Source organism: Nocardia sp. NPDC050799 (assembly GCF_040654015.1).
In the GTDB taxonomy this organism is placed as follows: Bacteria; Actinomycetota; Actinomycetes; order Mycobacteriales; family Mycobacteriaceae; genus Nocardia.
In genome coordinates, this window is sequence record NZ_JBFAHF010000045.1 from 1 (window position 1) to 13,804 (window position 13,804).

At 66.6% G+C, this 13,804-nt stretch carries 8 protein-coding genes; 6 read left to right on the plus strand and 2 right to left on the minus strand.

Annotation, left to right across the window (positions count from 1 at the left end; all coding sequences use genetic code 11):
- Positions 1 to 1,033: 1,033 nt before the first annotated feature.
- Positions 1,034 to 2,746: a hypothetical protein gene (locus AB0H42_RS31390; protein ID WP_357062644.1), complete on the minus strand. Its 1,713-nt coding sequence runs from the start codon at positions 2,744 to 2,746 to the stop codon at positions 1,034 to 1,036.
- A gap of 968 nt (positions 2,747 to 3,714) precedes the next feature.
- Here AB0H42_RS31390 and AB0H42_RS31395 point away from each other — a divergent pair.
- The 4 genes from AB0H42_RS31395 to AB0H42_RS31410 all read left to right on the plus strand — a co-directional run bounded on the left by AB0H42_RS31395 (position 3,715) and on the right by AB0H42_RS31410 (position 9,857).
- Positions 3,715 to 4,605: a 2OG-Fe(II) oxygenase gene (locus AB0H42_RS31395; protein WP_357062646.1), complete on the plus strand. Its 891-nt coding sequence runs from the start codon at positions 3,715 to 3,717 to the stop codon at positions 4,603 to 4,605.
- Between the two features lie 100 nt (positions 4,606 to 4,705).
- The gene (locus AB0H42_RS31400; protein WP_357062647.1) at positions 4,706 to 5,608 is read left to right on the plus strand and encodes a hypothetical protein; all 903 of its coding nucleotides are present in this window, start codon (positions 4,706 to 4,708) and stop codon (positions 5,606 to 5,608) included.
- 318 nt (positions 5,609 to 5,926) lie between these two features.
- Positions 5,927 to 7,648, plus strand: a complete 1,722-nt coding sequence (gene argS / locus AB0H42_RS31405) for an arginine--tRNA ligase (protein ID WP_357062648.1) — start codon at positions 5,927 to 5,929, stop codon at positions 7,646 to 7,648.
- Positions 7,649 to 7,910: 262 nt separating this feature from the next.
- Positions 7,911 to 9,857, plus strand: a complete 1,947-nt coding sequence (locus tag AB0H42_RS31410) for an acyl-CoA dehydrogenase family protein (RefSeq protein ID WP_357062650.1) — start codon at positions 7,911 to 7,913, stop codon at positions 9,855 to 9,857.
- Between the two features lie 162 nt (positions 9,858 to 10,019).
- Here AB0H42_RS31410 and AB0H42_RS31415 read toward each other — a convergent pair whose 3' ends face one another.
- Positions 10,020 to 10,949 (minus strand): alpha/beta hydrolase family protein, encoded by a 930-nt coding sequence (locus AB0H42_RS31415; protein ID WP_357062651.1) that lies wholly within the window; start codon positions 10,947 to 10,949, stop codon positions 10,020 to 10,022.
- A 633-nt stretch (positions 10,950 to 11,582) separates the two neighbouring features.
- Here AB0H42_RS31415 and AB0H42_RS31420 point away from each other — a divergent pair.
- Both AB0H42_RS31420 and AB0H42_RS31425 read left to right on the plus strand, forming a co-directional pair.
- A complete protein-coding gene (locus AB0H42_RS31420; protein ID WP_357062653.1) occupies positions 11,583 to 13,241 on the plus strand; it encodes a hypothetical protein in 1,659 nt (552 codons plus the stop codon).
- A gap of 62 nt (positions 13,242 to 13,303) precedes the next feature.
- The gene (locus tag AB0H42_RS31425) at positions 13,304 to 13,729 is read left to right on the plus strand and encodes a YbaB/EbfC family nucleoid-associated protein (RefSeq protein WP_357062654.1); all 426 of its coding nucleotides are present in this window, start codon (positions 13,304 to 13,306) and stop codon (positions 13,727 to 13,729) included.
- Positions 13,730 to 13,804: the final 75 nt, after the last annotated feature.

Genomic DNA, 13,804 nt, shown 5'->3' on the forward strand with positions numbered 1-13,804 from the left:
CACCCGAACCAGCACCCGAACCAGCACCCGAACCAGCACCCGAACCAGCACCCGAACCAGCACCCGAACCAGCACCCGAACCAGCACCCGAACCACGACCGGCACCCGACCCGGCACCCGAACCGGCGCCCGCCCCGGCACCCGACCCGGCACCCGACCCGGCACCCGAACCGGCACCCGACCCGGCACCCGAACCGGCGCCCGCCCCGGCACCTGAACCCGCGCCCGACCCACGACCGGCACCCGCACCCGAACCGGCACCCGCACCATGTCCTGAGCCAGTGCCCGCCCCGGAACCCGAACCCTCCCTGCTATTCGTCGGATCCGACGTGCGAGGCAACGGCGGAGCCTCCCCCGCCTGACGGTTCGATCCCAACGAAGCACGGTCCGGCCCGGACCTGGACATCGGCGGAGCCTCCCCCGGCTGACGAGTCGACCCCAGAGGACTGGGCCCAGATCCCGCAGGCCCGGAAGTGCCACGGCTCGAAGTCCCCCCCTCCGAACTTCGGTTCGAGACGAATTCGCGTATTCGAGCATGCAAGGGCTGCTGATCCGCACTCCGGAACCGCTGCTGGGCGTCCCGCAGCCTCTCCGGGATCCCTCTCAGGTAGGCCTTTCCCAGTTCTGGAGCCTTTTCTATGAACTCCCCAACGGTGCGCAAAAGCGGTCTGAGCGCGCTCCAAATCGCCACTTCATCCTCCAGCCTCAGTGAGGCTTTTCCTCGTCACCGCTCGTTTCACCACACCCGAAGTCACACCCACCCGGATCGATGCAGACCACGGGCCGCTGCTGCATCTCGGCTCCGGGCAGTTCGGCATTCCGAAAGGCGCAACGGGAAAACGCCCCGACCGGCCGGGTGGAACCGCAAGTCCCAAACCTCCGTACGATCCCTGTCGAGACGATCGCCAGGCCGCCCCAATTCTGGCCTATCCCCAACCTCGGGGAGCGGCTACCGGCAGGGTTGACGTCGGCATATCGGACTCGCATACCGTTTCCGCCGACCCCGTGCGTGGACCCCGCCGATCCGCTCACGCTATCCGGCCGGTGGCCGGGCACCCGCGCCGGAGTGCTCGGCATCCTTCGCTGGAGCTGCGACCGGAACGTCTTGGTCTCGGTCGTCTCCGGTCGATTTTTTGTCCGACGGTTCGGAAGGCTGCGCTGCTGGGGCGGGAGGGGGCGCGGCAGTGGTAGGCGCGAACACCTGCGGCACGCCACCGGCTACCGTCTGCGTCGTCGGGGCTTCCTCGCGGCTCGTACCGGATTCCGCCGCCGAGACCGCAGGTACTTTCTCGTCAGAGCGCTTCGTCGTGGGTGCGACACGTCCCGCTTTTCCGCCCGCACGCGACCACGGCGTCTTCGAGACCTTCCTATCCGACGGTTGCTGCCGCGCATCCGACCCCCCGGATCCGCCGCTGCCACCCGCACCGCGGGTAGCAGCACTCTGGGACTTCCCTGCCGCAGCGTCAGCGGGGCGCTGCCCGTTCGAAGCAGCTCCTGGCTGCGATGACCCGGCTCCCGCCTGGGCGCCGGCCGCCGCCTGGGTGGACTGTGTAGTTGCGGCCTGTGGCACCATCCCAGGGCTTACACCGAAATGCTGCTGCGCAGCAGCCGAGCCGGCAGCATCCGAGCCGGTACCTGCGCTCTCCGGCGCAACCGATCTGGTCTCCGCCGCGTGCCCGGTTTGCCCGGAAGGCTCGATTCCGCCCGACGAGATACCCGTCGGCGACAAAGCGCTTCCGGGCGCGCTCGACGGAACCGTCTCCGGCGCCCCGGGCGCCGGCTGCCCCGTGCCAGGATCGGACGAGGCATCGACCGGCGGGGCCGTGCCGGCATCCGTCCGTGGATCTCCGGGCACCGAGGAACCCGACTCGGGGGCCGAGGCCTCTTTGGAAGACTCTTCGGCGACCGGCTGATGCACATTGCTCGGCTGCTGGGCACCCGGCACGAGATCGGGAAAGATCGACGGCAACAGCGAGGGCGGTATCCCATCCACTGTCGGGAACATATTGTTCTGGCCCGGGAATTCTTCGGTCGGCACGTCGAGTCCCGGAGTGCTGAAGTCCAGTTCGGAGAGCCGGTTTCCGAGCTTGTCGCCGTGGTCCTGCATCTCGCGTGCCTGATTCTCCAATGTCGTGACGATGTTGTCCACTCCATCAGGATCCATGTACACCTTGCCACCGCCGCCGGATGTCGGCACGGCACTGTCGGGCGGCTTCAGAGAATCGAGAATGTACTCGTTGAATTTCTCCAGCATCGGCTCGAGCGCCTTGCCCAACAACTCACCCGCGATATACCCGATGATGAATTCCGCCAAGGCTTTGGCGATCTGGCGTGCAGCAGCGGCGAGCACCGGACCGGTGACCGGAGCGGCCGGTGTGAACATACTCGCGATAAAGCTCGCTGCGAGCGCCGCCAGTTCTATCAGTACGGCGATCTGTACCGCCTCGATGACATCCGCCGCGATATCCAGCGCGGTCGAGGTCACGTCGAACGCGGTCTCCAGCTCCGCCATTTTTCCGCTGTTGTGGGACCACAGCACGAGAATCGACTGGTACGTCTCCCCGGAAAGGACGGATTCCATTCCTTCGATAGTGCTGGTCGACTCATCGAAGGTTTTACGAACGTCCTTGGCGAATTCGTCTACGGCGTGCGCCATCTCGCGCATTTGGTCCACGTCGACGTCCGGATAGGGGATGCCCAGGGCATTGAGAAAGAACACAACCTCGGTCGGTAGGTGGATGCTCAATTCTCGAACCTTCTCACAGCAGCGTGATCCCGTCGGCCGGACCGCGACCTACGTCGGGACGAAGGCCCGGCAGGGTACCGGTGGGCACAGCAGGCCGTACTCGCCACCGACATCAGGCCCATCCTCCCTGCGGCTGCGTAGAGCACCGGCGCCGTGTGCGGCCAAGGCTGCAGTGACATTCGACCTCACGCACCTCGATTCGTACACGTTCGTTCAGACGGCGCACCACCTCGCCTTACCGATTCGGCGTTCGGACAGAGTACCCAACGCCGGATGCCCGCCCAGGTGTTCATCGGCCTCCGACCACAGATCGCACCGGTCCGAAATCCGGCTTTTCCGGCACCGCGACGGAGTAGAGGGTGACCGTCGAAAGGCCGGTCGAGGCACGCTCGGTCCCATTCGCCGCCGGACCCGCCCGACCCACCTCACCCCGGCCGGGCCGGGCCGGACGAGGCGCGACCCGTACTTTTTCCCAGGTCGGCCGGGTTCGCCACAATCCAGCAACGAGACGTCCGATGCGCACCGACGCACCGCCATGGTGCTGCACGATGATCACCACCTCTTCGGCCGAACGGACGAGAGTGGTGGGCCACAGTTGCCGGCGCAGGGGGAGGTCCGGCCCAAGAGAGAGTCCACTATCACCAACACCGGGAATATCAACGGGGTCCCGCTTCGGATGCCATCCGGACGCGCGCGATGGGCAGGAGAAGCCGGAGACCCTACAGAACACCTCCGGGAGGGTCCCACCGAACACCCGGGCCTGCCATCTCAGGGCGCATCACCCGCCCGGATCCGGGACCCGTGACGGATCCGGGAGCACTCCGTCGACGCGGAAGATATCGAGATTTCACATCGGACCGCCACCGCGGCGCCGGGATTTCGACACGACGACGACGGAATGCCTCGACGGTAACGGTCCCGTGTTCACCACCGGTGGGACGTGCGGAACTCGATGCTATTCTGCGAGCATGACGGTGGCACTGGATTTTTCGTGGCGTGGCCGCATCAAATCATGGATAGAAGTAAACCTCGAACAGGGCCATTCCGTCGACTCGATCGTTGAAGCCATGGCCAACGAAGGTCTCGACAAAGAAGCGGCCACGACAGCGGTATACGGGTTGTTGAGAGGGAAGATTCCGGGCGCTTCCCCCTACGAATACGATCCGAGCCCCGTCTCACCGGAGCGAGTAGTTCGTGCCCACGATCGCGAGGTCCCCGTTCTTTTAAGAATAGAAAAGCCGCAACTGATTCTGTTCGACGATGTCTTCTCCGCCGACGAATGCGATCGGGTAATCGAGATGGCCCAGGACAGATTGCAGCCTTCTGCGACCATCGACCCCGCCACCGGGCAGTTCGAGCAAGCGGATACCCGAACGAGCAAGAGCTGCACGTTCGGAGTGTCCGAGAACCCGTTCGTCGACAGACTCGACCGGCGGATCTCCGCCCTGATGAACTGGCCGCTGGAAAGAGGTGAGGGTTTACAGGTTGTGCACTACAAGACCGGGGGTCAGTACATGCCTCATTTCGATTACTTTCCGCCGGCCGACCCCGGCTGCATTCCCCACCTGATCAGCGGCGGCCAGCGAACCGCGACTCTCATCGTATATCTCAACGACGTCGAGGCCGGCGGCAGCACTTTCTTCTCCAGAGCCGGAATATCATTTTCCCCGCGCAAGGGACAGGCATTATATTTCCGGTACTTAAACAAGAGAGGTCAGCTCGATCCGGCGACAGAGCACGCCGGACAGCCGGTCCTCTCCGGCGAAAAATGGATTATAAACAAATGGATGCGCCGATACGGATCCAGCGCTTGGTCGAGCGAAGGCACCCCGCCTGCAAACAGTGATGACCGACCGTAGTCGATAGCATTCAGTAGCGGCCCGGTAAAACTCGACCGGCCGGGCAGATTCGCCGAAACTCAGTAATTTCCGATGATCTTCAGGATGCTAGGCTCCAGCCGTGAATGCGAAATGGTCACCTCAGGTTCGGCACGACCTGCTGATCTGCTCGACGATCATAAACCCGGGCCCCAGCCTTCACTACTGGATCGAGTACCACCTGCGTCGTGCGGATATCATCATGATCTTCATGGATGATCCCGGCCAGCGATCGCTGTTCGAGCCGTTCGCAGAAAGCGATCGGGTTCTGCTGATGCCGGGTGTCACGGCCCGCACGGATCTGACGCCGTCCGGACTGTTCAACCGGGAGGTCGCCAACTATCAGGAGGCTGTCTCCTACGCTTTCGACAAGGGGATACCCTGGCTCGTCCCCCTCGACAGCGACGAGATCCTGTACGACGAAGGCGATCACAGCTGGAAGACGATGGACGACGTGGGACACGTAACCTTCATGAATCATGAGGCAGTTCCCGCGAACCACGAGATCACCAACTGCTTCACCGAGTGCACGCTTTTCCGGGTCAACGGCCGCGGCGATTTCATGGCGTACGGAAACGGCAAGAGCGCCGTGCGCGTGACCCGCGACGTGACAGCGGGAGTGCATCAGTTCAGCGGCTACGAGGGCGAACACCGCACCGTCGAGCACCCGGTGATCTTGCACTATCCGAACCCATCGTTCGACAGCTGGGTGGCCAAATTCGGAGCGTTCGAAAATTTTTCGGATTTCTGGTGGGACAACCCGGATTGTCCCATCGTCATACAGTTCATGCTGCGATCCAGGGACCTGCTGCGCGCGGCCAAGGAGACCGGCAACTGGGACGAGGCACGCGATTACTTCGCCACGTGGAGTCTCGATGCCGCGACCCGTGAAAAACTGTTGCAGACCGGAGTTTTGCGGCGGATCGACCCCATGGCGGGGCTTCGCGACAGCCGGAGCGTCAGCGCGCAGCCCATCGTTTCGTAATCATCGGTGGCACGGCCGGCCTCCGGGGCATCGCGCACTTTCCCGATCGTCGCGGCGAGAGCATCGCCTCCGGTTTCCCCGGCTCGCGGCCGTGGTCGGCGAGCCGGGTTGCGCGCCGGACCAGAACGCGGCAGTGATTCCGGCTCGCCCGCGAGCAGCTCGCTGCAGTTCGGCCGACGTGGTCGTCGAGTAGGGTGCGGAGTTGATGCCCGAAGCAGCGGCGAACAGCTCTTGCACAACCGATTACGCGCAGCAGGCGAAATCGCGGGATCGTTCCGCTCGATCGGCGCAGCTCAGGGTTCGCTAGGGTTTCACTCCGTGGGCACCCCCGAGCAGATATTGTCCGATCGCCTCGCGCACGCGTTCGAGGCCGTGGTCGGTGAACCCGTCGACCCGCTGGTCCAGCGGTCACAATTCGCCGACTACCAGTCGAACGCCGCCCTGGGATCGGCCAAGCGTCTCGGCCGCAAACCCCGCGATATCGCGGCCGCGGTGCTGGCGGCCGCCGACCTCGGCGATCTGGTGGAGCACACCGAGATCTCGGGGCCGGGGTTCATCAATATGACACTGCGAGCGCAGGTTCTCGGCCGGATGGCCGGCGCGGTCGGCGCCGACGACCGCCTGGGTGTCCCGCCCGTGGACCCGGAAACCGTGGTGGTCGACTATTCGGCGCCCAACACCGCCAAGGAGATGCACGTCGGGCACCTCCGCAGCACGATCATCGGTGACGCCGCGGTACGGATCACCGAGTGGCTGGGACATCGGGTGATCAAACGGAATCATCTGGGCGATTGGGGAACTCCGTTCGGCATGCTCATCGAGCATCTGCTCGATATCGGCGAGGCGGAGGCCGCCGCCGAGCTCTCCGTCGGCGACCTGAACGGCTTCTACACCGCGGCGCGGCGCAAATTCGACGGCTCCGACGAGTTCAAGGAACGGTCGCGGCGGCGGGTGGTCCTGCTCCAGGGTGGCGACGAGGCCACCCTGCGGCTGTGGCGGCTGCTGGTCGCCGAATCGAAGCAGTACTTCATGAAGGTGTACGACAGCCTCGATGTCCGGCTGGTCGAAGCCGATTTCGTCGGCGAGAGCGCCTACAACGACGAACTCGCCTCGGTGATCGCGGAATTGGACCGGCTCGGGCTGTTGCGCAGCAGCGAAGGCGCCGACTGCGTGTTCCCCGCGGGGTTCACCGGTCGCGACGGCGAACCGCTGCCGCTGATCGTCCGCAAAAGCGACGGCGGATACGGTTACGCCACCACAGATCTCGCCGCGATCCGCGACCGGCTCACCACACTGGGCGCTACCCGGCTGCTCTATGTGGTGGGGATGCCGCAGCAGCAGCATTTCGCGATGGTGTTCACGACCGCCCAGGAGGCCGGCTGGCTCGCCCCACCGGCGCGCGCCACGCATATCGGATTCGGTTCCGTGCTCGGCGCCGACGGCAAGGTACTGCGCAGCCGGGCCGGGGGCACGATCAAACTCGTCGATCTGCTCGACGAGGCGGTCGACCGGGCGACTCGGGCGATCGAGGAGAAGAACCCCGGGCTCGACGCCGGGTCCCGCGCCGAGGTCGCCCGCGCGGTGGGTATCGGGGCGATCAAATACGCGGATCTGTCCACCGACCGGCTCCGCGACTACACCTTCGACTTCGACCGCATGCTCTCCTTCGAGGGCAACACCGCCCCCTACCTCCAATACGCGCACGCTCGTATCCGGTCGATCTTCCGGCGCGGCGGCGTGACCCCCGGCCGCGACGGCACCCCCGTGCGGATCGCGGAGCCGGCGGAACGCGCGCTGGCGCTCGAACTCCTCGCCTTCCCCGATATCGTCGCCGCGGTATCGGAGAGCATGGAATTCCATCGGCTCGCGAATTATCTCTACGGGCTGGCGACGGCGTTCACGGCGTTCTACGAGCGCTGCCCGGTCCTGAAAGCCGAGGAACCGAGCCGCGGCAGTCGCCTGGCCCTGTGCGACCTCACCGCCCGGACCCTCGCCACCGGGCTGGGCCTGCTCGGTATCGCCGCCCCCGACACGATGTAGCGGCTCCAGGTCTCGGGCAGCGGCACGAGTGCGCTGAGGCTCGGCGCCTCGGCCGCGGCGAGCTCGATACTTCCCTCCAGCCGTCGCGGAGCACCGGAATGCCTGGGTGCCGAACCCGTGGCGGCTTCGGGGCCTACGAGCGACGCCCATGGTGCACGCCCGAGCGACCGTGTGCGGACTCTTTACCATTCGGGGCTACCAGCGGGTAACAAAGACTCCTACACTCGTCTGTGACTGTCATCACTTCCGAGGAGGGCATGCTATGTCCACTGCCGCGAAAGTCGACGCCACCGAGGAGCAGGCCCGCAGCCTGGTCGAGGAATCCCGTGAGGTCGCGTGGACCAAACCGTCCTTCGCCAAGGAGATGTTCCTCGGCCGCTACCGGGTAGACCTCATCCATCCCTTCCCGAAGCCCAGCGCGGACGACACCGCCCGCACCGACGCCTACCTGGCGCGGCTCCGGGCCTACTGCGAAACCCTCGACGGCAGCGTGGTCGAGGAACAGGGCCGTATCCCGGAGCAGTATGTGCACGGCCTCGCCGAGCTCGGCTGTTTCGGCTTGAAGATTCCCGAGGAGTACGGCGGGCAGGGTCTGTCCCAGGTCGGCTACAACAAGGCGTTGATGCTGGTGGGCTCGGTACACGCCAGTTTGGGCGCGCTGCTGTCGGCGCATCAGTCGATCGGCGTCCCCGAACCCCTGAAGCTGGCGGGGACCCCGGAGCAGAAGCAGCGGTTCCTGCCGCGGTGCGCGCGGGGTGCGATCAGCGCCTTCCTGCTCACCGAACCCGATGTCGGGTCCGATCCGGCCCGTATCGCCAGCACCGCGACCCCCACGGCCGACGGCGAAGCCTACGAGCTCAACGGCGTCAAACTGTGGACCACCAACGGCGTGGTCGCGGAACTGCTGGTGGTGATGGCGCGGGTGCCGAAGAGCGACGGGCACCGCGGCGGTATCTCCGCCTTCGTCGTGGAAGCCGACAGCGAGGGCATCACCGTGGAGCGGCGCAACTCGTTCATGGGTCTGCGTGGTCTCGAGAACGGCGTCACCCGCATGTACAACGTCCGGGTGCCCAGGGAGAACCTGATCGGCCGCGAAGGCGAAGGGTTGAAGATCGCCCTCACCACGCTCAATGCGGGCCGGCTCGCGATTCCGGCGCTGTGCACCGCGGCGGCCAAGTGGTCGGTGAAGATCGCCCGCGAATGGAGCACCGCCCGGGTCCAGTGGGGACGGCCGGTCGGCGAGCATGCCGCGGTGGGCACCAAAGTGTCCTTCATCGCCGCGACGACCTACGCCGTGGAGGCGGTACTCGACCTCTCGGCGACCATGGCCGACGAGAGCCGCAACGACATCCGTATCGAAGCGGCGCTCGCCAAGTTGTGGGTCTCGGAGATGAGCTGCCGGATCGCCGACGAACTCGTGCAGATCCGGGGCGGCCGCGGTTACGAGACGGCGGCGTCGTTGCGAGCGCGCGGGGAACGGGCGGTCGGCGCCGAACAGCTGGTCCGCGATCTGCGGATCAACCGCATCTTCGAAGGCTCCAGTGAGATCATGCGCCTGCTCGTCGCCCGCGAAATGGCCGACGCGCATATGACCGCCGCCGGAGCACTCGTCGACAAGCACGCGGAGTTCAAGGAGAAGGCCAAGGCGGCGGCGGGCGCCGGCGGCTTCTACGCCAAATGGTTCCCGCAGTTGGCCGTCGGCCCCGGCACGGCACCGGCCGCGTTCGCCGATTTCGGTCCGCTGGCGCGGCATATGCGATTCGTCGAGCGGATGGCCCGTAAACAGGCCCGCGCGCTGACCTACGGCATGGCGCGCTGGCAGGCGAAGCTCGAGTACCGGCAGATGTTCCTTGGTCGCCTCGTCGATATCGGCGCGGAATTGTTCGCGATGTCGGCGGCCTGTGTGCGCGCACAGGCCGAGCGCGCCGACGGCACCGCGGAAGGGGAAGCCGCCGCGGAACTGGCCGACGTATTCTGCCGGCAGGCCCGGATCCGGGTGCGGCAACTGTTCGACTCGTTGTGGGAGAACACCGACGACGCGGACGTGCGCTTGGCCCGCAACCTGTTCGACGGCCGCTACCGGTGGCTGGAGGAGGGTGCGCTCGACCCGAGCGAGGGCACCGGTCCGTGGATCGCCGAGTGGCAGATGGGTCCCTCCACCGAGGAGAACCTGCTGCGACCGTGGTTCCGGGTGGGCGCGGTGCACTGATCGGTCACTGCGACGACCGGACGGCGAGACGGCGGCGCCGATCACCGGCCCCGCGGTAGTGCTGACGACGAACCCGTTCCCTCGGTGGTCGCGGCACTTCCCGCTCGACCGGTGCCGGCGTGGCTCACACTGCGCCCGAGAACTACGATTCGCGGACCGTTGTCAGCCCGCGCCGAGGGCGTCGAGAATCATCGGGCGCGCGGTGGCGATCGCGCGCTCCCAGTAGGGCCAGGTGTGGGTGCCGTCCACGAGGTCGACGCGGGCCGGGATTCCCAGCGCCGCGACCCGGTCGCGGAAGATCTGCGCGGCCACCGTCGCCAAGGCCTCCAAACCCATCGCGTTCACGGTGTTACCCACCCCGCGGGGCAGGTCGGGAGCCCCGGGCACGCCGTTCCCGGCCCAGATGTACATCGGCAGGCCGCGCAGCAGTTCGGCCTGCATGGTCGGGTCGTTGCGGTGCCACGCCGGGTCACCGGCCGGGCCCCACATATCGTCCACATTGAACCGGCCCTCGTCCCACAGCGCGGCACGGACCGCTTCGTTCCACATCGGATAAGTCGGATTGAGGAATCCGGAGAACGATCCGGCGAACTTGAACTGGTCGCGGTGATGTGCGGCGAGGGCCAGCGCCGCCCCGCCGCCCATGGAGGCACCCACGATGGCGTTATTGCTGCGCGAAACCCCGTATCTCGCGAGGAAGGCCGGTAGTTCCTCGGTGAGGAAGGTTTCCCATTTGTACGTGGTGGCCTGGCCGTTCGTGCTACTCGGCCGGTACCAGTCGGCATAGAAACTGGAATGCCCGCCGACCGGGAAGACCAACGTCACATCGTCTCCGGCGAATCGCCGCAGGACGTCGGTATCGCTGGTCCACTGATTGTGGTCGTGCGGTGCCCGCAGTCCGTCGAGCACATAGAGCGCCGCTCGTCCACCGCGCGCCGCCCACTGCACCTGAACCTTGATCGGGCCCATATCGGACGGCACCACGAGCTCCTGGTACCCACCGGCCGGGGCCCGTAGCGCCGGCGCACCGATCGGCGTCGCATCCGCCACCGCCCCGCCGGCAGCGGCCAGCACCAGCGCCGCGATGAACACGCCGAGTTTCCGCCACCTCCGTGTAGCCCGCCGCTTCTCCACTACCACCCCGTACCTTGTCGTCGGTCTCGAATCGTGCCGTCGAGCAACGCTACCGAGGAGAATCGCACTACGCCTGCATGAGGCTTCCCAAGAATCGGAAGCGGCAGTGGGGCCGCGACCGTCCCGTGACGAATCGTCCACCACCGACGGACCTCCGCGAACCGCACCGAGCGGCATGCCCTGTGGAGGGGGTTTCGTCGCGTTCGTTCCGCTGCCCGTCGGTTCCGTATCGGCGCGGTGGCGCCAGGAATCGCGCCTCGCCGGCTCGAGTTTCGACAGCGACCGCGCGAATCGGACACGATCGACCCTCCTGGCGATTCCGGTCGGCGGGTAGCCCGGACCGGACGGGTTCGGCCGGGCGGAGCCACGGAGTGGCTGCTCACAGGTCCAGCGGGCGCCGAGGGCGGACCCGCCAAATGCCCAACCATGGGAAGTTGTCCCCCTTCCGACCGACGCCGTCGAGCGATAAATTCACACCTATGTCAAATACTGACTGCCGCGCAGCGGCGCCAGGAGTGGCCGGCCTACAACGCCGTCCACATCGGCAGGTGTGGGGCACGCCCGCGGCGGCAAGACCCTGAGGAGAACGGTATGAGCGAGTCGCTGTGGGTCGATATCGACGAGCTGCGAGCCTCATCGGCGGAGCTGAACCGGGTTGTCGCTCGGACTGCTCGGATGGCGGCCGAACTCGAAGCCGAACTCACGGTCAGAGGTGAGTTCTGGGGAGACGATGAGCCAGGGAAACTGTTCGCAGAATCGTATGTCCCCGGAGTCGAACAGGCGATGGCGGGCATGGCGGGCCTGGTTGCCGAATTACGCTCGGCCGAGATCGGTTTCGCTGATGCTGCGGACGCCTACGGCGAAAGCGACATCGCCGGTGCGAATCGCATCGCCACCACGAGCTCGCCCGCAGCGACCGGAGATTTCGGCGTATCCGATCCGGCGGCCTACCGGAGTCCGGGATTCCGGGCGGCACCCGAATACAACCTGCCCGCAGCCGGGTACCGCCCGCACACCGACGAAGCGGCATTGCGGAACGACGCCGGACCGATCTCCGACGGGCAGACCCGAACCCCCGGGGCGCCGTACTCGCCCGCGCTGCCTGCACAGCGCTCCCGGCCCGAGACGGCATCCCCGGAGTCGAGCGAACCGGCCGGTCCCGCCGGGCGCGGCCGATACCGCGGCAGCAACGGAGAGCCCGACGCTCTGGGTACACCCACCGATCGAGTCGACGCGGCGACGACAATCGCGCCGCCGCCCCGCGGCACCCCAGCGGTCATCGCCCCGGCATCGAACACCACTACCGCGAAACCCGCTGACGGGCCACGCGCAAAGCAGCTGCCCGCCGGACAGCTTGGTCCAGCCGGACGCGCGGCCGGCGTGTCCGCGCCGGGAAATTCCGGGAACAGTCCCTGGTCGAAATCCCCACCCGCCCCGTCCTCGGCCACAGCGCCACAGGGCGGCACTCCACCGAGGACATACCCGCCCCGTCCCTCTGCGCCGCGGACAAAGGACGACAAACAGGTAGCCGGAAAACCCGCGCGCGATGTGCCGCTCGTGCGACGACCACAGACGAGCGATGTCGAAGTGATGCGGATCGCGCGCGAGATGGCAGCCCGGCACAATCTCGAGCTCCGCGGATTCGAGGCTACGGAACTTCACCAGCACACCGTGCGGCAGATCGAGGCGGCCCTCGACCAGGTACTCGGTCGGTTCACGCTGCCACTGTGCGGAATAGAGATCACTCGCCTCGCCGGTGTGCCGTCGCGTACGGAAGACCGCAGTACGGCAACGGACTCCAGCGCTCCCGCGCTCTGGGTAGTGCTGGATACGGAAGCCGCCGCGAACCCCGCACCGCCGCCCGGTCCGGACGCCGCGTCACCACAGTCGACAGAGGCCGGCCGCCAGGAGAGTCCGCTCTACGCGACGGTCTTGCGCGCGCTCGGCAGTGCGCTCGACATCTCCGGCGGGTGCCGGGCCCGCGCCGAGGCCCAACGTGCGCTGATCACCGAGTATCTCCGGGTGAACGGCAGTAAGGGTGACACACTCGCGCGGGTGGTGGGCGGCTACAGGAAATGGCGCGCGGGACTGAGCGGAAATTCCTTCGAGCACGGCGTTTTCGCACCTGAGCAGGCACTCGCCGACGCTTTCGCCGCCGTCGAGTCGGACGCCGAAGCCGCCCGCCCGCCCCAGAAAGTTCTGCACCGGCTGCTGATAACGCTGGCAAGGACATCCGGCACGAGCAGGTGAGCGGTGCATGGCAATCGGATCTGCGTGCGGAGCAGCGGCGCCCAGGAAAGAGAGAGATCAGTATGGACCGGTGGAGACAAGAGGCCTTGCGGTCGGCCAACAACGGATTGCGCAACCAGATCGAGAGAATTCTCGACACCTACGAAGAACAGAGACCGAGGCTGGCCGAAATGCTGCGGCAACTGGAGTCCGCTCGCGTGCAGGTGAACTCGCCGGATCGATCGGTCGAGGTCGTGGTCGACGGCGGCGGTGTACTCACCGACCTGACGCTCACGGCGACCGCGCTGCGCCGAACTCCCGACCAACTCGCCGCCACCATCGTCGAAGCGGTCCAGGAGGCGGCGCGATCCGCCCGTGAACAGCACGAAAACCTGACCGCTCCCGCTGCCGACGACACCGTGCCCGATCTCCCCGATATCCTGCCCGAAGCGCCCAGCTTCCATGAGGTCCGGGCGTTCTTCCGCGATGACGATTACCGGGCGCGGTGATCGGGCGCGGGGCGTGATATCAGCACTCCGGACCGGACCCGGCGTAGCGGGGCCGAGGCCGTAGATGGGCCTGCA